The 19,858-nt window shown below is 64.8% G+C and carries 14 protein-coding genes; 10 read left to right on the top strand and 4 right to left on the bottom strand.

Translation table 11 applies throughout. The features are described from left to right. From HP547_RS14115 to HP547_RS14100, 4 genes are all read left to right on the top strand, one after another. The coding region (locus tag HP547_RS14115; RefSeq protein ID WP_172286623.1) for an efflux RND transporter permease subunit at window positions 1-1,578 on the top strand (1,578 nt) is incomplete at its 5' end. After that, complete coding sequence (locus HP547_RS14110) at window positions 1,575-4,682, top strand: efflux RND transporter permease subunit (RefSeq protein ID WP_172220051.1); 3,108 nt, start codon at window positions 1,575-1,577, stop codon at window positions 4,680-4,682. The genes HP547_RS14115 and HP547_RS14110, both read left to right, overlap by 4 nt. Then, entirely contained in the window at window positions 4,679-6,169 is a 1,491-nt protein-coding gene (locus HP547_RS14105; protein ID WP_172220048.1) for an efflux transporter outer membrane subunit, read from the top strand. The genes HP547_RS14110 and HP547_RS14105 overlap by 4 nt, the downstream gene beginning before the upstream one ends. 262 nt (window positions 6,170-6,431) lie before the next feature. After that, the gene (locus HP547_RS14100) at window positions 6,432-8,519 is read left to right on the top strand and encodes a bifunctional diguanylate cyclase/phosphodiesterase (RefSeq protein ID WP_172286622.1); all 2,088 of its coding nucleotides are present in this window, start codon (window positions 6,432-6,434) and stop codon (window positions 8,517-8,519) included. Here the strand turns inward: HP547_RS14100 and HP547_RS14095 are convergent. Then, entirely contained in the window at window positions 8,516-8,776 is a 261-nt protein-coding gene (locus HP547_RS14095; protein ID WP_172286621.1) for a DUF1652 domain-containing protein, read from the bottom strand. The two genes, HP547_RS14100 and HP547_RS14095, sit on opposite strands and share 4 nt — an antisense overlap. 251 nt (window positions 8,777-9,027) lie before the next feature. Then, window positions 9,028-9,675, bottom strand: a complete 648-nt coding sequence (locus HP547_RS14090; RefSeq protein ID WP_172220039.1) for a DUF1345 domain-containing protein — start codon at window positions 9,673-9,675, stop codon at window positions 9,028-9,030. Window positions 9,676-9,905: 230 nt separating this feature from the next. On the opposite strand from HP547_RS14090, the gene pgm reads away from it, so the two are divergent. From pgm to HP547_RS14070, 4 genes are all read left to right on the top strand, one after another. Next, on the top strand, window positions 9,906-11,543 hold the full coding sequence (gene pgm / locus HP547_RS14085; RefSeq protein WP_172286620.1) for a phosphoglucomutase (alpha-D-glucose-1,6-bisphosphate-dependent): 1,638 nt from the start codon (window positions 9,906-9,908) through the stop codon (window positions 11,541-11,543). Window positions 11,544-11,621: 78 nt separating this feature from the next. Continuing rightward, a complete protein-coding gene (locus HP547_RS14080) occupies window positions 11,622-12,134 on the top strand; it encodes a sigma-70 family RNA polymerase sigma factor (RefSeq protein WP_172286619.1) in 513 nt (170 codons plus the stop codon). Continuing rightward, on the top strand, window positions 12,131-13,075 hold the full coding sequence (locus HP547_RS14075) for a FecR domain-containing protein (RefSeq protein WP_172286618.1): 945 nt from the start codon (window positions 12,131-12,133) through the stop codon (window positions 13,073-13,075). Before HP547_RS14080 ends, HP547_RS14075 begins: the two co-directional genes overlap by 4 nt. Before the next feature lie 66 nt (window positions 13,076-13,141). After that, window positions 13,142-15,547 (top strand): TonB-dependent receptor, encoded by a 2,406-nt coding sequence (locus HP547_RS14070; RefSeq protein ID WP_172286617.1) that lies wholly within the window; start codon window positions 13,142-13,144, stop codon window positions 15,545-15,547. 246 nt (window positions 15,548-15,793) lie between these two features. Here HP547_RS14070 and HP547_RS14065 read toward each other — a convergent pair whose 3' ends face one another. Together HP547_RS14065 and HP547_RS14060 are read right to left on the bottom strand one after the other, a co-directional pair. After that, entirely contained in the window at window positions 15,794-16,210 is a 417-nt protein-coding gene (locus tag HP547_RS14065) for a RidA family protein (protein WP_172226911.1), read from the bottom strand. After that, on the bottom strand, window positions 16,210-17,529 hold the full coding sequence (locus HP547_RS14060) for an NAD(P)/FAD-dependent oxidoreductase (RefSeq protein ID WP_172286616.1): 1,320 nt from the start codon (window positions 17,527-17,529) through the stop codon (window positions 16,210-16,212). The genes HP547_RS14065 and HP547_RS14060 overlap by 1 nt, the downstream gene beginning before the upstream one ends. 316 nt (window positions 17,530-17,845) lie before the next feature. On the opposite strand from HP547_RS14060, the gene HP547_RS14055 reads away from it, so the two are divergent. Together HP547_RS14055 and argE are read left to right on the top strand one after the other, a co-directional pair. Further along, complete coding sequence (locus HP547_RS14055) at window positions 17,846-18,523, top strand: DUF1028 domain-containing protein (protein WP_172286615.1); 678 nt, start codon at window positions 17,846-17,848, stop codon at window positions 18,521-18,523. Further along, window positions 18,516-19,676 carry an acetylornithine deacetylase gene (gene argE / locus HP547_RS14050; RefSeq protein ID WP_172226903.1) on the top strand — a complete coding sequence of 387 codons (1,161 nt, stop codon included), beginning with the start codon at window positions 18,516-18,518 and terminating at the stop codon, window positions 19,674-19,676. Before HP547_RS14055 ends, argE begins: the two co-directional genes overlap by 8 nt. The last annotated feature ends 182 nt before the right edge of the window (window positions 19,677-19,858 follow it).

Below are 19,858 nucleotides of genomic sequence, written 5' to 3'. Positions count from 1 at the left end.
GCCTGGATCGACTGGCTGATCAAGCACTATGGCCGCGGCTTGCAGTGGGTTCTGCGGCACCAGCCGCTGACCCTGCTGGTGGCAGTGGCCAGCCTGGTGCTGACCGTGTTCCTGTACATGATCGTACCCAAGGGATTCTTCCCGCTGCAGGACACCGGGGTGATCCAGGGTATTTCCGAAGCCCCGCAATCCACTTCGTTCGCCGCCATGAGCGACCGCCAGCAGGCCTTGAGCAAGGTGATCCTGCAGGACCCGGCGGTGCAGAGCCTGTCCTCGTACATTGGCGTGGACGGCGACAACGCCACGCTCAACAGTGGCCGCCTGCTGATCAACCTCAAGCCGCATGGCGAGCGCGATGCCACCGCCGCCGAGGTGATCAGCCGCCTGCAGCCGCAGGTCGACAAGCTGGTCGGTATCCGCCTGTTCATGCAGCCGGTGCAGGACCTGAGCATCGAAGACCGGGTCAGCCGTACCCAGTACCAGTTCAGCCTGTCTTCGCCGGATGCCGACCTGCTCGCGCTGTGGAGCGGCAAGCTGACCAATGCCCTGCAGCAGCGGCCCGAACTGCAGGACGTGGCCAGCGACCTGCAGGACAAGGGGCTGCAGGTGTACCTGGTGATTGACCGCGACATGGCCAGCCGCCTGGGGATCAACGTTTCGCAGATCACCAACGCCCTGTACGACGCCTTCGGCCAGCGGCAGATCTCGACCATCTACACCCAGGCCAGCCAGTACCGGGTGGTGCTGCAGTCGCGCGATGCGGCAAGCATCGGCCCGCAGGCGCTGGAGGCGGTCCACGTCAAGGCCAGCGACGGCGGCCAGGTGCGCCTGTCTGCGCTGGCACGTGTCGAGCAGCGCCAGGCGCAACTGGCGATCTCGCACATCGGCCAGTTCCCGGCGGTGATGATGTCGTTCAACCTGGCGCACGGCGCTTCGCTGGGCGAGGCGGTGAAGGTGATCGAGCAGGTGCAGCAGGACATCGGCATGCCGATTGGCGTGCAGACCAAATTCCAGGGCGCTGCCGAGGCGTTCCAGGCATCCTTGTCGAGCACCTTGCTGCTGATTCTGGCCGCTGTGGTGACCATGTACATCGTGCTGGGCGTGCTGTACGAGAGCTATATCCACCCGGTGACCATCCTCTCGACCCTGCCATCGGCAGCGGTCGGCGCATTGCTGGCGTTGATCCTCAGTGGCAACGACCTGGGCATGATCGCCATCATCGGCATCATCCTGCTGATCGGCATCGTCAAGAAAAACGCCATCATGATGATCGACTTCGCCCTGGAGGCCGAGCGACACCAGGGCATGAGCCCGCAGGATGCGATCTACCAGGCGGCGCTGCTGCGCTTCCGGCCGATCCTGATGACCACCCTGGCGGCGCTGTTCGGCGCTGTGCCGCTGATGCTGGCCACCGGTTCCGGTGCCGAACTGCGCCAGCCGCTGGGCCTGGTGATGGTCGGCGGGCTGCTGGTCAGCCAGGTGCTGACGCTGTTCACCACACCGGTCATCTACCTGTACTTCGACCGCCTGGCCCAGCGCTGGCGCCCGGCCACTGACGCGAAGCAGGCCGAGGCATGAACCTGTCCGCACCTTTTATTCGCCGGCCGGTGGCGACCATGCTGCTGAGCCTGGCGATCATGCTGCTGGGTGGCGTCAGCTTCGGCCTGCTGCCGGTGGCGCCGTTGCCGCAGATGGACTTCCCGGTGATCGTGGTGCAGGCCAACCTGGCGGGGGCCAGCCCGGAGGTCATGGCCTCTACCGTGGCCACGCCGCTGGAGCGCAAGCTTGGCAGCATCGCCGGCGTTACCACCCTGACCAGCAGCTCGAACCAGGGCTCGACGCGGGTCATCATCGGCTTCGAGCAGGGCCGGGACATCGACGGCGCTGCGCGTGAAGTGCAGGCGGCCATCAATGCTACCCGCAATCTGTTGCCCAGTGGCATGCGCAGCATGCCCACCTACAAGAAGATCAACCCGGCGCAGGCACCGATCATGGTGCTGTCACTGACTTCGGATGTGTTGCAGAAGGGTCAGCTGTACGACCTGGCCGATACCATCCTGTCGCAGAGCCTGGCCCAGGTGAGCGGGGTAGGGGAAGTGCAGATCGGTGGCAGTTCGTTGCCGGCGGTGCGCATTGCCGTCGAGCCGCAACTGCTCAACCAGTACAGCCTGTCGCTGGACGAAGTTCGCACCGCCGTGGCCAATGCCAACCAGCGCCGGCCCATGGGCTTTGTAGAGGACGGCGAGCGCAACTGGCAAGTGCGCGCCAACGACCAGCTGGAGAAGGCCAAGGACTACGAACCGATCGTGATCCGCCAGCAAAATGGCACCATCTTGCGTCTGGCCGATGTGGCGACCGTGACCGACGGCGTCGAAAACCGCTACAACAGCGGTTTCTTCAACGACCAGAGTGCGGTGCTGCTGGTGGTCAACCGCCAGACCGGCGCCAACATCATCGAGACCGTCGACCAGATCCACGCACAGCTGCCGGCCCTGCAGTCGCTGCTGCCGGCCAGCGTCCAGCTGAACGTGGCGATGGACCGCTCGCCAGTGATCAAGGCCACCCTGAAAGAGGCCGAGCACACCCTGCTGGTCGCCGTGGTGCTTGTGATTCTGGTGGTCTACCTGTTCCTCGGCAGTTTCCGTGCTTCGTTGATCCCCAGCCTGGCGGTGCCGGTGTCGCTGGTCGGCACCTTCGCGGTGATGTACCTGTGCGGGTTTTCCCTCAACAACCTGTCGCTGATGGCGCTGATTCTCGCCACCGGCCTGGTGGTGGACGATGCCATTGTGGTGCTGGAGAACATTTCGCGGCATATCGAGGACGGCCAGCCGCCGATGCGCGCGGCGTTTCTCGGCGCCAGGGAAGTCGGCTTCACCTTGCTGTCCATGAACGTCTCGCTGGTGGCAGTGTTCGTCTCGATCCTGTTCATGGGCGGCATCGTGCGCAACCTGTTCCAGGAATTCTCGATCACCCTGGCGGCGGCCATCATCGTCTCGCTTGTGGTCTCGCTGACCCTCACGCCGATGCTCTGCGCCCGCTGGCTGAAGCCGCACCGCGCCCAGCCGACGCGTCTGCAGCGCTACAGCGACAAACTGCACGAGCGCATGGTCGATGGCTATGACCGCAGCCTGGGCTGGGTGCTGCGCCACCGGCGCCTGACCTTGATCAGCCTGCTGGCGACCATCGGCCTGAACGTCGCCCTGTATGTGGTGGTGCCGAAAACGCTCATCCCGCAGCAGGATACCGGGCAGTTGATGGGCTTCATCCGTGGCGATGACGGGCTGTCGTTCGGGGTGATGCAGCCGAAGATGGAAATTTACCGCCGGGCGCTGCTGGCGGACCCGGCCGTGCAGAGCGTGGCCGGTTTCATCGGCGGCAACAGCGGTACCAACAACGCTATGGTACTTGTGCGCCTGAAGCCGATCAGCGAGCGCAAGATCGACGCGCAGAAGGTGATTGAACGGTTGCGCAAGGAAATGCCCAAGGTGCCCGGCGGGCGGCTGTTCCTGATGGCCGACCAGGACCTGCAACTGGGGGGTGGTGGCCGCGACCAGAGCTCGTCGCAGTACCTTTACACCTTGCAGAGCGGTGACCTGTCAGCCCTGCGCGAGTGGTTCCCCAAGGTAGTGGCGGCGATACGCGCGCTGCCCGAACTGACCGCCATCGATGCCCGCGACGGTTCTGGCACCCAGCAGGTGACCCTGGTGGTAGACCGTGACCAGGCCAAACGCCTGGGCATCGACATGAGTATGGTCACCACGGTGCTCAACAACGCCTACAGCCAGCGGCAGATCTCCACCATCTACGACAGCCTCAACCAGTACCAGGTGGTGCTGGAGATCAACCCCAAGTATGCCTGGGACCCTAGCACCCTCGAGCAAGTGCAGGTGATTACCGCCGACGGCGCTCGCGTGCCGCTGTCGACCATCGCCCACTACGAGAACAGCCTGGCCAACGACCGGGTCAGCCACGAGGGGCAGTTCGCCTCCGAGGACATCGCCTTCGATGTCGCCGAAGGTTACAGCACCGACCAGGCCATGGCAGCCGTGGAGCGTGCGGTGGCCAAGCTGGGCCTGCCTGAAGAGGTGATCGCCAAGCTTGGCGGCACGGCCAACGCCTTCGCCAAGACCCAGGAAGGCCAGCCGTTCATGATCCTCGGCGCTTTGGTGCTGGTTTACCTGGTGCTGGGTATTCTCTACGAGAGCTATATTCACCCGCTGACCATCCTCTCGACCTTGCCCTCGGCAGGGGTCGGTGCGTTGCTGGCGCTGTACGTCACCGGTGGCGAGTTCAGCCTGATCTCGCTGCTGGGGCTATTCCTGCTGATTGGCGTGGTGAAGAAGAACGCCATCCTGATGATCGACCTGGCCTTGCAGCTGGAGCGCCATCAGGGCCTGTCGCCGGAAGAGTCGATCCGCCGTGCCTGCCTGCTGCGCCTGAGGCCGATCCTGATGACCACCCTGGCGGCCATTCTTGGTGCCCTGCCGCTGTTGCTCAGCCGTGCCGAGGGTGCGGAGATGCGCCAGCCGCTGGGCCTGACCATCATTGGTGGCCTGGTGTTCAGCCAGGTCCTGACCCTTTATACGACGCCGGTGGTGTACTTGTACCTGGACCACCTGCGTCACCGTTTCAACCGTTGGCGCGGCGTGCGCACCGACGCCGCCCTGGATACCCCGCTATGACTTTTGCCCAGACCCCACTTCACCGTGCCCTGCAAGTGCTGACCCGTGGCCGCGGCTCGCGCCTGCTGGGTGCCGGATTGTGCGCGGCCTTGCTCAGTGCCTGTAGCTTGAGCCCGGACTACCACCGCCCCGAGCTGGACAGCCCGGCGGCGCAGTTCAAGCACGCCGAAGGCTGGACCCAGGCCACGCCGTCCGATGCCATCGCCCGCGGGGCCTGGTGGGAACTGTACGGCGATGCCGGGCTGAACGCGCTGGTCGAAGAGCTGAACCGCAGCAACCAGACCGTGGCGCAGTCCGAAGCCCAGTATCGCCAGGCCCAGGCACTGGTGCGCAGCAGCCGGGCAGGGTTGTTCCCCAGCCTGGACCTGACGGTCGGCAAGAACCGCTCTGCCCAGGGTACGGGCAGTTCCAGCTCGAGCCTGTCCAGCAGCAGCAGCGGCATCCGCGACACCTACAATGCACAGTTGGGCGTCAGCTGGGAGATCGACCTGTGGGGCAAGCTGCGCGAAACCCTGAACGCCAATGAAGCCAGTGCTGAAGCCAGCCTGGCCGACCTGGCCTCGATCCGCCTCAGCCAGCAGTCGGAGCTGGTGCAGAACTACCTGCAACTGCGGGTAATCGACGAGCAGAAGCGCTTGCTGGAAGCTACCGTGGCGGCCTATGAACGCTCGCTGCGAATGAACGAAAACCAGTACCGGGCCGGTGTCGCCGGCCCCGATGCGGTGGCCCAGGCGCGTACCCAGTTGAAGAGCACCCAGGCCGACCTGATCGACCTGATCTGGCAGCGCGCGCAGTTCGAGAACGCCATTGCCGTGCTGATGGGCAAGACGCCGGCCAACTTTGCCCTGGCCGACAGCAAGAACATTCCGGCTCTGCCGCAGATTCCGGTTTCATTGCCTTCGCAGTTGCTGGAGCGGCGGCCGGACATTGCCTCGGCCGAGCGTAACGTGATGGCGGCCAACGCCAATATCGGCGTGTCGCGGGCGGCGTATTTCCCGGACCTGAGCCTGAGCATGAGTGGCGGTTATTCCAGCAGCAGTTTCAACAACTGGATCGAGCTGCCCAACCGCTACTGGTCGGTGGGCCCGCAGCTGGCGCTGAACCTGTTCGACGCCGGCAAGCGCAGTGCCGAAGTGGACCGCACGGTGGCGGTATATGACCAGACCGTGGCGCAGTACCGCCAGACCGTGCTGGACGGTTTCAAGGAAGTGGAAAACCTGCTGGTGCAGCTGAAGGTGTATGGCGACGAAGCGGTGGTGCGCCAGGAGGCGCTGGATGCAGCCCGCGAGTCGCTGCGCCTGACCGAGAACCAGTACCGTGCCGGGCTGATCGGCTATCTGGATGTGGTGAATGTGCAGACCACGGCGCTGAGCAACGAGCGCAGTGTGTTGAACCTGCTGCAGGGGCGGTTGGTGGCCAGTGTGCAACTGGTTGCCGCGCTGGGTGGGGGCTGGGACGCCGATCAGGCGTTTGCCGAGCAGGATTGACTCGCTTTCCAAGCCTTATGATGCCTGTGACGGCCTCATCGCCGGCAAGCCAGCTCCCACAGGCACCACACACTGCTTTAGACAGTGCGGACCCTGTGGGAGCTGGCTTGCCGGCGATGGGCTGCACAGCAGCCCTGAAAGCACAGTGAAGGGCGCGATCTTTGGATCCATTCCCATTCGCAAAAACCCCGTGCGTTTCGGCAAAGCTTGAGTACAATCGTCAGCTTTTTCCGGGCCCCCCTGTCCCGCGCTGGAACTCCCCATGTTGACCGGTAGCTACTCCTCTTCGCTGGTGTTGATTTCGCTGTGCGTGGCGATCCTGGCGTCCTATACCGCCCTGGACCTTACCGGCCGTATCGCCACGGCCAAGGGCCGGGCTGCATACTTGTGGATGGGGGGTGGCGCATTGGCCATGGGCATCGGCGTATGGTCGATGCACTTTATCGGCATGCTCGCCTTCAGCCTGCCCATCGACCTGGGCTACGACCTGCCCCTGACCGCGTTCTCGCTGCTGATTGCCGTGTTGTCTTCAGGCTTTGCCTTGTGGCTGGTCAGCCAACCAAGTCTGCCCTGGCTGCAGCTGGGCTTTGGTGCGCTGATCATGGGGGCGGGCATCGCCTGCATGCACTACACCGGCATGGCCGCGCTGCGCATGCTGCCGGGAATCGACTATGACCCGGCCTTGTTCGGTGCCTCCTTGCTGATAGCGGTTGGGGCATCAGCGGCGGCCCTGTGGATCGCCTTCCGCCTGCGCAAGCACACGCCCTATGTCAGGCAGATCCGTGGTCTGGCGGCGGTGGTGATGGGCTTTGCCATCGTCGGCATGCACTACACCGGCATGGCGGCGGCGAATTTCCCCGAGGGCAGCTTTTGCGGCGCGCTGGGCAGCGGCCTGCAGGGTGACGGCCTGGTCTACCTGGTGCTGATCACCACCCTGGCGGTATTGGCGGTGGCCTTGCTGACCTCGGTGCTGGACGCCCGCCTGGAGGCACGCACCGCCGAGCTGGCCCGTTCGCTGACTCTGGCCAATCAGGAGCTCACGCAGCTTGCCCTGCACGATACTCTCACCGATCTGCCCAACCGCACCCTGTTGGCCGACCGCATCGAGCAAGCCATCGCCAAGGTGGCGGAGCAGGGCGGCTGTTTTGCCCTGATGTTCATCGACCTGGACGGCTTCAAGCCGGTCAACGATGCGTTCGGCCACCATATCGGCGACCTGCTGCTCAAGGCCGTGGCAGGGCGCCTGCGCGGGCATCTGCACAGCCAGGACACACTGGCGCGCATTGGCGGCGACGAATTTGTCCTGCTGGTGGAGTTGCAGGAACCGGACGATGCCATGGACGTGGCGGTCAAGCAGGTCAACCTGGTATCGCGGCCATTCCGCGTGGCCGAGCACGACCTGCAATTGTCAGCGAGCCTGGGCATCGTTCTTTACCCGGGCAATGGCCAGGACCAGCACGAGCTGCTGCGCAACGCCGACGCCGCCATGTACCACGCCAAAAGCGCCGGCAAGAACGGCTACAGCTTCTTCGACGTGTCGATGAACAGTAATGCCCGCCAGCAGCTGCAGCTGTTGCAGGACTTGCGCCAGGCCCTTGAGCAGCGCCAGTTCCGCCTGCACTACCAGCCCAAAATCGATGCCCAGGCGTGCCAGCCGATCGGTGCCGAGGCGTTGCTGCGCTGGGAGCATCCGCAGCAGGGTCTGTTGCTGCCCGACCGCTTTATTGGCCTGGCGGAAAAGACCGGGCTGATCATTCCAATCGGTGAGTGGGTGCTTGGCGAGGCATGCCGCCAGATGCGTGAATGGCTGGACCAGGGCCACCAGGGGTGGCGCATGGCCGTGAACCTGTCGGCTATCCAGTTCTGCCACGCAGGGCTGGTCGAGAGCGTGGCAAAGGCGCTTGAGCAGAACGGCCTGCCGGCCAACTGCCTGACCCTGGAAATCACCGAAACCACTGCCATGCACGACGCTGATGCCAGCCTGGCCGTGCTGCAGCGCCTGTCGGACATGGGCGTGGACCTGTCCATCGATGACTTTGGTACCGGTTATTCCAGCCTGATGTACCTCAAGCGCCTGCCGGCCAACGAGCTGAAGATCGATCGCGGTTTCGTCCGTGACCTGGAGCAGGACAGCGACGATGCGGCAATCGTCTCGGCAATCGTCGCCCTGGGCCAGGCGCTGGGGCTGCGGATTGTGGCCGAGGGGGTCGAGACCGACAGGCAACAGGCTTTCCTGACCCGCCTGGGCTGTGATTCGCTGCAGGGATACCTGCTTGGGCAACCTGTGCCGGCCGAGCAGTTCATGGGCAGGTTGCAGGCCCTGGGCGAGAAAAATATGGCAGCAGTCTAGACCGCAGCGCGCAGGGTGAAGGCGGGTATGAAAGCATCCATCTCGGCCTCGACGGCCTCGATGATGCGTTCGACATCGGCGGCGGCCATGATGGCCGCGCAAGGGATGCCGGCAATGGCCAGTACGGTCTCCCCGGTAGCGCGGTCGAACAGCCGCGCGATCATGCTGCGTGGCGCATCCATGCTGGCCTCGAACCCCAGCGGGTGGAAATGCCAGCGCATCACCTGGCAGGCGTTGGGGAACGTCATCTTGTTCATGCCAGCCTCCTTGTCCGTACCTGGACGTGGTGAGCAAGTGGCCACATCGATGCGGCCGCCGGGAAGGTAAAGATAGCACCTGCCATGGGTGATTCTCGGCTGCAAATACGACAAATGTACTAATGCATGACAGAGATCACATAGCTTCGGGGGCATGCCGGGCGGCAACTGGCCAAGCAAACGTTTTCCTTGAGCTGTCGCGGTGCATATCTCCATGATAATGCTCTGATACTTTCGGACGAGCGGCGCGCTCAGCCCAGTAGCCCTGCCGCGATATTGATGGTGAATCCCAGAATCGCCGTATTGAACACGAACCCCACCAGCGAATGCGCCAGCACCACCCGCCGCAATCCCCGTCCGGCCACACCCACATCGGAAGTCTGCACCGCCACACTGATGGTGAAGGAGAAGTAGTGGAAGTCCCAGTAATCCGGGTTGCGCTCGCCATCGGCGAAGCGCAGCGGCGGTTCATGGTTCTGCCCTGTGTAGAACAGCCGCGCGTAGTGCAGGCTGAATATGCAGCCGATCAGTAGCCAGGACCCTGCCACGGTCAGGCCGGTGTACAGGTAATGCAGGGCCTGGTCAGCACCTTGCAGATCGCGGCTGGACACCAGTTGCAAGGTCACTGCGGCAAGGCTGGCGATGGCGGCAATGCACACGGTGAGCAGGACCAGGCCGGCGTTTTCGTCTTCGACCCGGGCGACCTTGCGGACCTTTTCCGGGCTGGCGTTCCAGCTCAGGTACAGCACCAGCAGCAGGTATAGCCATACGCCAAGGTTCCAGCCGGCGAGGATATGCTGCACGGTGTCGTCGGCGGGGATGAGCCACGCCCCGAGCAGGCCGACGGCGGCGGCGATGCTCAGGCGTGGGTGGGTGCGGGTCAGACGGTGGAAAGCCATGGGGCCTCGTATTCGATGGGTATGGCCTCTACTCTAGACCGGCATCCGCAAGATGAGCGGCATGCGCGGAGTCTGTAGGAGCGGCCTTGCGGCCCGATCGCGACGCAAGGCCGCTTCTACAAGGGGCGCGTCAGCTGTTCTTTTCTTTGCTACCGCCCATCGCACGGCATTGCAACTCTCAGTACACTGCACGCTCCAACACCAACATCCGTTGAACTCGAGGTTTTTGCATGACGCTCAGTCCTTTGGCAGGCAAGCCGGCTCCGGCCAGCGTGCTGGTCGATATTCCCCGCCTGCTTACCGCCTACTACACCGGCCGCCCGGACGCTGCCGTGGCGGCTCAGCGAGTGGCCTTCGGCACCTCTGGGCACCGGGGCACGTCGTTGGAGTTGAGTTTCAACGAGTACCACGTGCTGGCCATCACCCAGGCCATTTGCCTGTACCGCCTGGAAAAGGGCATCGATGGCCCGCTGTTCATCGGCGCCGACACCCATGCACTGTCGGCACCGGCCACCGCCAGCGCCCTGGAAGTGCTGGCGGCCAATGGCGTGCAGGTGATGTTGTCCAAGGATGACGAGTACACGCCGACGCCGGCCGTGTCCCACGCCATCCTCTGCTACAACCGTGGCCGCGAGCAGGGCCTGGCCGATGGCATCGTCATTACCCCGTCGCACAACCCGCCGCAAAGCGGTGGCTTCAAGTACAACCCGCCCAATGGCGGGCCGGCCGACAGCGACGTGACCAAGTGGGTCGAGGCCAAGGCCAACGAGCTGCTGGCGGCTGACCTGGCGGGCGTCAAGCGCATGGACCATGCCCAGGCGCTGCAGGCACCGACCACCCAGCGCCACGACTACGTAGGCAGCTATGTGGCCGACCTGGAAAACGTGATCGATTTCGACATCATCCGCAGCGCCAAGCTGCGCCTCGGTGTAGACCCGCTGGGCGGGGCAGGGGTGCGCTACTGGTCGGCCATCGCCGAGCACTACAAGCTTGACCTGGAAGTGGTGAACACCGAGGTCGACCCGACCTTCCGCTTCATGACCGTCGACTGGGATGGCCAGATCCGCATGGACCCGTCCTCGCCGTACGCCATGCAGGGCCTGATCGGCCTGCGCGAGCGCTTCGACGTGGCCTTCGCCTGCGACCCGGACCACGACCGCCACGGCATCGTCACCGCCGATGGCCTGCTGCAGCCGAACAACTACCTGGCCGTGGCCATCGACTACCTGTACCGCCATCGCCCGCAGTGGCGCAGCGACGCTGCCGTCGGCAAAACCGTGGTGTCCAGCGGCATGATCGACCGCGTCACCACGCGCCTTGGTCGCGACCTTTATGAAGTGCCGGTAGGCTTCAAGTTCTTTGCCCAAGGGCTGTTCGACGGTTCGCTGGGCTTTGGTGGCGAGGAGAGCGCCGGTGCGTCGTTCCTGCGCCGCGACGGCTCGGTGTGGGCCACCGACAAGGATGGCCTGATCCCCGCCTTGCTGGCTGCCGAGATGACCGCGCGTACCGGTCGCAACCCGAGCCAGGCCTATGCCGACCTCACCGAAGCGCTCGGCAAGCCGTACGCCACCCGCGTCGAGGCCAAGGCCGACGCCCGGCAGAAGGCCCTGCTGAGCAAGCTGGCGCCGGAGCAGGTGAAGTCGACCGAGCTGGCCGGTGAGCCGATCGTGAAGATCCTCAGCCATGCCCCGGGCAATGGCCAGGCCATCGGCGGGCTGAAGGTGATGACCGCCAATGGCTGGTTCGCCGCGCGCCCGTCGGGCACCGAGGACATCTACAAGATCTACGCCGAAAGCTTCATCGACGAGGCGCACCTGCAGCGCCTGGTGCAGGAAGCCCAGGTGCTGGTGGACGCGGCGATTGCCTGACGGGTAACAAAGCGCTTGGTGCTGCGGTGCAGTGTAAATTAGAATTAATCCTATTTACGCCACCGCAGGGCCTTCGCCATGATCGACGCCGCGCCGCCATCGCAACCCAGCCTGCCTGTCTTGTACCGTGAGCACCGCGGCTGGCTGGAAACCTGGCTGCGCCGGCGCATGGGCAATGCCTGGGACGCCGCCGACCTCAGCCAGGATACCTTCCTGCGCATCCTCGCCAGTGCCCAGCCGCTGGCAGACATCCGCGAGCCACGCGCCTACCTGCTGACCGTGGGCAAGCGCCTGCTCAGCAACTTCTACCAGCGGCGCAGCCTGGAACAAGCCTACCTCGAAGCATTGGCGCAGTTGCCCGAGCAGCACGTGCCTTCGCCAGAGCAGCGCTGGGTGCTGCTAGAAACCCTGCAAGCGCTGGATGAATTGCTCGATGGCCTGAAAGCCCCGGTGCGCAAGGCCTTTCTCTGGAGCCAGCTGGAAGGCCTGGGCTACGCCGAGATCAGCCAGCGGCTGGGCGTTTGCGAACGCTCGGTAAAGCGCTACATGGCGCAAGCCTATGAGCATTGCCTGCTGGCCGATTTGCAATGACTGACCATTCCCCTGGGCTTCGCGATGCGCTGCGAGCAGCCGCCGGCTGGCTGGCGCTGCTGGATTCTGGCGGCGCCAGCGAGGCGGACCTGACGCGCCTGGAACAATGGCGTGCCAGCAACGCCCTGCACGAAGGTGCCTGGCAGAAGGCGCTGTTGCTGCGTCAGCGTTTTTCGGGGCTGCCGGGTGCACTGGCCATGGCCACCCTCGACCGCCCGGATGCCGGCCGCCGGGCGCTGCTCAAGCAGGCATTGGGGGTGGCGGCGTTGCTGCCGGCGGCCTGGCTGGCGAGTCGCGAACTGCCGCTGGATGCCTGGACCGCCGACATGCGGACTGCGGCAGGGGAGCGCCGGCAGTTGATGCTCAGCGATGGCACCCTGGTGCAGCTGAACACCGACAGCGCAATCGACATCGACGCGGGCCGACGCCGGCTGACGCTGCTGCGCGGCGAGGTGGCAGTCAAGGTACCGGGCAACCTGACCCTGACCCTGCAGGTGCCCTATGGTCAGGTGGTACTGGGCGCTGGCGAGGTCTGTGCGCGACTGCTCGATCAGGCCTGCCGCGTGTCGGTGCTCAACGGTGCGGCGCGCCTGCAGCCGCTGCACGGCCCGGCATTGCTGCTGCAGGCCGGGCAGCAGGCTAGCCTGCAGGCGGCTGGCGTCGGCCCGGTTACAGGCCTGGACGAATGGCGGCTGGGCTGGCGCGAAGGCGTGCTGCGGCTGGATGATCGGCCTTTGGGCGAGCTGCTGCACGAGTTGCGCAGGTATCGCCCAGGGGTGCTGCGCTGGGCACCAGAGCTGGAGCGCCTGCGCGTGACCGGTACGTTCCGCCTGGACGACACCGACCGGGTGCTGGCCTTGCTCGCCGCCAGCCTGCCATTGCAGGTGCAGACGCGCACGCGCTATTGGGTCAGCCTGGCTGCGCGAGAAAATCGTGTTTGAGGCTGTCCCCTTTTTTTTCCTCACCGGTCATTACCGGTAGTAGAAAATAAAGGGGAGCCTTGTTCGATGCCTGCAGTGACTTATTGCCGCCTGCGCCCACTGGCGCGCGCAGCACATCCGTTGTTCGCCATGAGCCTGTTGTTGTGCGTCCCGGCGTGGGCCGATGAGCCGGCCCGGCGCACCTATGCAGTAGCACCCGCCAGCCTGGGTGCCGCATTGACCCGCTTTGCAGACCAGGCCGGGATCAGCCTTTCGCTGGACCCCGCACTGGTCCAGGGCCGGCAGAGCACTGGCCTGTCCGGCAGCTATAGTGTCGACGAAGGGTTCATGCAGTTGTTGCGCGGCAGTGGCCTGCAGCTGCTGCCAGTGGGCGAGGGTGCCTTCACACTGGTGCCGGCGCCCCAGGCCGGTGGCGCCCTGGAAATCGCCCCCACCAGCATTGTCGGTGGCCTGGCCGCCAGCGGCGATACGCAGCCCTATGCCGGTGGCCAGGTGGCGCGGCAGGGTGGGCAAGGCCTGCTTGGCTCGCGGGACTTCATGGATACCCCGTTCAGTATCACCAGCTACACCAGCGAATTGGCAAAGAACCAGCAGGCACGGACCCTGGGCGAGCTGATCGCCAGTGACCCGTCGGTACGCGCCACCAACCCGGCTGGTGGGCGCTTCGAGCAGTTCACCATCCGCGGTTTCAGCCTGTTCAACAGCGATGTGGCGTACAACGGCCTCTACGGCATTCTGCCTACCTACTCGATCGACATGGAAATGGCCGAGCGGGTCGACATCATCAAAGGCCCCAGCCAGTTGATCAACGGTATTTCGCCGCGTGGCAGTGTCGGCGGTGGTATCAACGTGCAGCCCAAGCGGGCAGGCGACAAACCGATCACCGAATTCACCGGCAGCTTCGCTTCGGGTAGCCAGGCAGGCGGCGCAGTGGACGTTGGCCGCCGTTTCGGCGAGGGCGACCAGTTTGGCGTGCGCTTCAATGGTGTGAAGCAGTCGGGTGACACCGAATGGGACCATCAGAGCGTCGATCGCGAAATGGCGGTGCTGGGCCTGGATTTTCGCGGCGAGCGGCTGCGCCTGTCGGCAGACCTGGGCCATACCGAGCGTGATACCGACGCGCCCCAGGAGCGGGTACTGATCGGTGCCAATGCCAAGGTGCCGGATGCCAACGACGTGCGCCACAACTATGCCCAGGCCTGGAGCAAGGCGCGCACCAACGACACCTTTGGTGCATTGCATGCCGAGTACGATATCAGCGAGTCGCTGCTGGCCTATGGCGCGGTCGGTGCACGCAAGAGCAACCACGACTTCCTGCGCCACAATGTGTCGATCCTCAACGATGCCGGTGACTTCAACGTGCAGCCACGGGATTTCACCCGGGATGAAAGCGTGCGTACCGCCATGGCCGGCTTGCGCAACTGGTTCCATACCGGGCCGGTCAGCCACGAACTGAACCTGGCCGCTACCTACTTCTACATGGACTTCACCAACGGTGGAGCGCGTTATGCCTCGGCGCCCAGCAACCTGTACAACCCGGTGGCGACACCGACGCCAGGTACACCGACCCGCATCGACCCCGAGGTCTACACGGAAAACCGCTTTTCCGGTGTGGCCCTGGCCGACACCCTCGGCTTTTTCGATGACCGCCTGCTGCTGACCCTGGGCGCGCGCTGGCAGAGGGTGCAAGTGGATGACTGGAGCGATGGGGTCAAGGGTGACACCGCCTACGACGAAGAAAAGGTCTCGCCTTCGGGCGGCGTGCTGCTCAAGGTCACTGACCAGCTATCGCTGTACGCCAACTACATGGAGGGCCTGAGCCAGGGCAAGATCGCGCCGTCGACCTCGATCAACGAAGACCAGATATTCCCGCCATTTACCAGCCGCCAGGTTGAGGTGGGGGCCAAGTATGACCTGGGCAAGGTCGCCTTCACCGCCAGTGCTTTCCGCATTCGCCAGCCGGCCTACGAGACCAATGCCACGTCACGGGTGTTCGGGCCCAATGGCAAGCGTGACAACCGCGGGATCGAGCTGAGCGTGTTCGGCGAGCCTGTGCAAGGTGTGCGGGTGCTGGGCGGTGTGATGTATATCGACAGCGAACTGACCGATACCGTTGGCGGCAACTTCGATGGCAATCGCGCGCCGGCCACGCCCGAGTACAACGTCAACCTTGGCGCCGAATGGGATATACCGGGGGTAAACGGCCTTACCCTGACGGCGCGCGGTATTCATTCGAGCTCGCAGTACCTGGACCAGAACAACAGCAAGCAGATCGATGGCTGGGAGCGTTACGATCTGGGGGCGCGTTATGCGTTCAAGGTAGACGCTACCGAGGTGACCTTGCGCGCCAGTGTCGAGAACGTGCTGGATGATCGTTACTGGAGTTCGGCGGGGGCTTCGGATGACAGCGAGCCGGGGCTGACGCTGTCTACCCCGCGGACTTATCTGCTCTCGGCGACGGTCGGCTTCTAGACTGAATCGCCGGGGCCGCTACGCGGCCCATCGCCGGCAAGCCAGCTCCCACAGGGACAGCACAACGCTCGAGGTTCGCACCATTCCTGTGGGAGCTTGCTTTCTCGCCGCCTTGCCCAGGGACCTGTGTATCAGCGTTGAGGTGCCGTGTGCAGGTGTGCAGGCAGAACAACGCTTGCAAGCGGCGGCGCAGGCTACCCGAAGGTGGCTGCACGGCAGGCTGTGATCCGCCGCGCAGCTTGCCGGTCATTCCTGATCCGGCACCACGGCGATCACATCGATCTCCATCAGCCACTCCGGCTGGGCCAACCCGGCAACCACCAGCCCGGTGGAAATCGGGAACACCCCTTTGAGCCACTTGCCCACTTCCTTGTACACCGGCTCGCGGAAGCGCGGGTCGGTGATGTAGGTGGTGGTCTTGACGATGTGCGACAGGTCCGAGCCGGCTTCCTCAAGCAACTGCTTGACGTTCTTCATCGCCTGCTCGCTCTGTGCCCGGGGGTCGCCCAGGCCCACCAGCTTGCCCTCGAAGTCGGTACCCACCTGGCCGCGCACATAGATGGTGTTGCCGGCGCGCACCGCCTGGCACAGGTCGTTGTCCAGGGTCTGGTTGGGGTAGGTGGCCTTGGTGTTGAACATGCGGATGCGGGTATGGGTAGGCATCAGTGGGCTCCGAGGGTGCTGACGTTGCTGATCTTGGCGGGTTGCTGCTCATCCGCTGCGCGCTGGTCGCTGTCGCGGTAGGCGGTATAGGTGCGTTGCGTGGCGATATGGCCGGCGACGTGCTTGGCGTCGTGCCATACGCCCCAGATGAACGATGAGCCACGGCGCGACAGCCACGGCAGGCCAAGGAAGTACACACCCGGCTCACGGGCCACGCCGCGCTGGTGCTGGGGCTTGCCGTTGGCATCGAAGGTGTCGACCTGCAGCCAGCTGAAGTCCACGCCGTAACCGGTGGCCCAGATGATGCTGGTGACGCCGGCCTCGGTCAGGTCCAGTTGCTGCAGCGGGTTGCGCATGCACTCCGGGTCGGCCAGGCGCGTGCGGGCTTCGGGCTCTTCCGGCAGGTCGAGGCCGTTGCGTTCGATGTAGGCGTCGGCGGCATCCAGCAGCGCCAGGTAGTTGTCGTCGCCACGGTTGATGTTGTCGACCAGGTTGTTCTGGAAGCGCGCCACGCCGTTTTCGAACGACTGGGTCAGGCCGACCAGGGTCATGCCCTGGTGGGCGAGGGCGCGGAAGTCTACGGTGTGGCCGCCACGGGCGCCGCTCACCGCGATGGTCACGTGTTCGCGGCCGGGCTTGGCGATTTCCGCATCCCATTCACCCAGCACCCCCAGCCACCAGCAGAAGTCGCGGTTGCGGTAGGCACGTGGCGGGCGGTCGTGGGCGCCGACCGACAGGTACACCTGGCGACCCGCGCGCATCAGCTCTTCGGCGATCTGTACGCCCGAGGAGCCGGCACCCACCACCAGCACCGCGCCTTGCGGCAGTTGCTCAGGGTTGTAGTACGCCGCCGAGTGGATCTGGTGCAGGCTTGCGTCTTTCGGCGCGATCGCCGGGATCACCGGCTTCTGGAACGGGCCGGTGGCGGCGACTACGCGGTTGGCACGAATCACACCCTCGTTGGTTTCGATGGTGAAGCCTGGGCGGTCGCTGTTGCGCACCACGCGCTTCACTTCTATGCCGGTGCGCACGGGCAGGTTGAACTTGCGTACGTACTGCTCGAAATAGTCGGCTACCTGGTCCTTGCCGGCGAAGGCGTCGGCGTCGAGGTTGAATTCCAGCCCCGGGAAGCGGTCGTGCCAGACCGGGCCGTTGGCCACCAGCGAATCCCAGCGGCCAGTGCGCCAGGCCTCGGCGATGCGGTTGCGTTCAAGCACCAGGTGCGGCACGCCAAGCTTGCTCAGGTGTTCGCTCATGGCCACGCCGGCCTGGCCGGCGCCGACGACGAGGGTGTCGATTTCGAAGTTGTTCAGTGTCATGTCCGAGCCCTTGTTCAGGCGGTTTTTGTCAGGTCGGTTTGGAGGACCGCCGTTGCCTGGGGCCAGACTAGGGATGCCGGGGAAATGGCGAAAATAGTATTTAGCTGGGGCTTGCCGATAAAACGGCGAACCCCTCGATTTTGTTGCTTTGCGGGGAGGGTGGGGCACGTGCATCCGGTGATTTCTGGCGGGCGGCGCTCGATGTCTGCCAGAGCACAGTTTTTTCCTGCCTAACCCCTCGGAAAAAGGTCGTTTCGCCCACTGCAAGGTTCGACCCAGAATGCCGTGTATCGCACAGCACAACAGGAACCATGACATGACGTTCTCCATCATCGGTCGTTGCCAGGAAACCGGCCAGGTCGGTATCGCCATCAGCTCGTCGAGCATCGCCGTAGGCGCACGCTGCCCGTGGGTGCGTGCAGGCGTGGGTGCGGTCTCTACCCAGAACATCACCTTGCCGGCGCTTGGTCCGCAGATTCTCGACGCACTGGAGCAAGGCCAATTGCCGCCCGCCGCAGCACTGGATCGGGTGCTGAGCGCCAATGGCTGGAGCGAGTACCGCCAGGTCACGGTGATCGACAGCCACGGTCAGGTGGCGGTGTTCACCGGCCGCGAAGCGTTGGGCACGCACCATGCCGTGGCAGGGGAGCAATGCGCGGCGGCAGGCAACCTGCTGGCCTCCACCCAGGTGATCGACGCCATGGTGCTGGCGTTCGAGCAGGCTGGCGGGCACCTGGCCGAGCGCCTGCTGGCGGCAATGCATGCGGCGATGGCCGCTGGCGGCGAGGCGGGGCCGGTACACTCGGCCGCATTGAAAATTGCTGGCGAGCTGACCTGGCCGCTGGTGGACCTTCGTGTCGACTGGGCCGATGCCGACCCGATCGGTGTGCTCGATGGCCTGTGGCAAGCTTATCGCCCGCAGATGCAGGACTACGTCACCCGCGCACTGGACCCCACCGCCGCGCCAAGCTACGGGGTGCCGGGCGATGAGTGAATTCGCCAGCCGCGCGCTGCTGGCCCGGCTGATCGGCTTTACCACGGTCAGCCGCGATTCCAACCTGGCGCTGATCGGATTCATCCGCGACTACCTGGCCGAGCAGGGTGTGCACAGCGAGCTGTTCCATAACCCCGAGGGCACCAAGGCCAACCTGTTCGCCACCATCGGCCCCAGCGACGTGGGGGGCGTGGTGCTGTCCGGGCATACCGACGTGGTGCCGGTGGACGGCCAGGCGTGGAGTGTCGAGCCGTTCGCCCTGACCGAGCGCGACGGGCGCCTGTATGGCCGTGGTACAGCCGACATGAAGGGCTTCATTGCCTCGGTGCTGGCGGCCGTCCCCGCATTCCTTGCCCAGCCGTTGCGCATGCCGGTGCACCTGGCGTTCTCCTACGATGAGGAAGTCGGCTGCCTGGGCGTGCGCTCGATGCTCGCTGCACTCGAACAGCGCCCGCACAAGCCGCAGCTGTGTCTGATTGGCGAGCCCACAGGGCTAAAGCCGGTGCTCGGGCACAAGGGCAAGCTGGCCATGCGCTGCCAGGTGCATGGCGCGGCCTGCCACTCGGCGTATGCGCCTTACGGGGTGAATGCCATCGAATACGCGGCGAAACTGATCGGCAAACTGGGTGAAATCGGCGCGGTGCTCGCACAACCAGAGCAGCATGATGAACGCTTCGACCCGCCGTTCTCCACGGTGCAGACCGGCGTGATCAAAGGCGGCAGGGCGCTGAATATCGTGCCGGCGGAATGCGAATTCGATTTCGAAGTGCGCGCCTTGCCAGGGTTCGAGGCGCAGGCAGTGGCCGACCAGTTGCAGACCTACGCCGAGGCCGAGCTGCTGCCGCGCATGCGCAAGGTCGATGCCGCCAGCGCCATTCGGCTGGAGCCGCTGAGCGCCTACCCGGGGCTGGCCACGCCGGCAGACAGCGAAGCGGCGCGGCTGGTGGCGTTGCTCAGCGGCTCTGACGAGTTCGGCACGGTGGCGTTTGGCACCGAGGGCGGGTTGTTCGACCAGGCCGGCATCCCGACCGTGGTGTGCGGGCCTGGCAGCATGGACCAGGGGCACAAGCCTGACGAGTTTGTCAGCGTCGAGCAGTTGCAGGGGTGTGATGCCATGCTGCTCAGGCTGGTGGATTACCTCAAGCAGGATTGATCGTGCTGGCCTCTTCGCGGGCAAGCCCGCCCCTGCATCAATTGCACAATCCTTGAAACCTGTGCGGTCGGTGTAGGAGCGGGCTTGCCTGCGAAGGGCTGCAAAGCAGCCCCGGCAACCGGTTCAGAAGGTTGCTTTTACCTGCAGACCTACCACCAGTGCATTGTCGATGTCCTTGCCGG

It is taken from the genome of Pseudomonas sp. CM27 (genome assembly GCF_013179515.1).
GTDB lineage: Bacteria > Pseudomonadota > Gammaproteobacteria > Pseudomonadales > Pseudomonadaceae > Aquipseudomonas.
This window is presented reverse-complemented; position numbering and strand designations above follow the sequence as displayed.

Bases quoted from the DNA above. Each gene is read 5' to 3' on its own strand.
- HP547_RS14110 (WP_172220051.1), top strand. From the start codon at position 1,575: ATGAACCTGTCCGCACCTTTTATTCGCCGGCCGGTGGCGACCATGCTG.
- HP547_RS14105 (WP_172220048.1), top strand. From the start codon at position 4,679: ATGACTTTTGCCCAGACCCCACTTCACCGTGCCCTGCAAGTGCTGACC.
- HP547_RS14100 (WP_172286622.1), top strand. From the start codon at position 6,432: ATGTTGACCGGTAGCTACTCCTCTTCGCTGGTGTTGATTTCGCTGTGC.
- HP547_RS14095 (WP_172286621.1), bottom strand. From the start codon at position 8,776: ATGAACAAGATGACGTTCCCCAACGCCTGCCAGGTGATGCGCTGGCAT.
- HP547_RS14090 (WP_172220039.1), bottom strand. From the start codon at position 9,675: ATGGCTTTCCACCGTCTGACCCGCACCCACCCACGCCTGAGCATCGCC.
- pgm (WP_172286620.1), top strand. From the start codon at position 9,906: ATGACGCTCAGTCCTTTGGCAGGCAAGCCGGCTCCGGCCAGCGTGCTG.
- HP547_RS14080 (WP_172286619.1), top strand. From the start codon at position 11,622: ATGATCGACGCCGCGCCGCCATCGCAACCCAGCCTGCCTGTCTTGTAC.
- HP547_RS14075 (WP_172286618.1), top strand. From the start codon at position 12,131: ATGACTGACCATTCCCCTGGGCTTCGCGATGCGCTGCGAGCAGCCGCC.
- HP547_RS14070 (WP_172286617.1), top strand. From the start codon at position 13,142: ATGCCTGCAGTGACTTATTGCCGCCTGCGCCCACTGGCGCGCGCAGCA.
- HP547_RS14065 (WP_172226911.1), bottom strand. From the start codon at position 16,210: ATGCCTACCCATACCCGCATCCGCATGTTCAACACCAAGGCCACCTAC.
- HP547_RS14060 (WP_172286616.1), bottom strand. From the start codon at position 17,529: ATGACACTGAACAACTTCGAAATCGACACCCTCGTCGTCGGCGCCGGC.
- HP547_RS14055 (WP_172286615.1), top strand. From the start codon at position 17,846: ATGACGTTCTCCATCATCGGTCGTTGCCAGGAAACCGGCCAGGTCGGT.
- argE (WP_172226903.1), top strand. From the start codon at position 18,516: ATGAGTGAATTCGCCAGCCGCGCGCTGCTGGCCCGGCTGATCGGCTTT.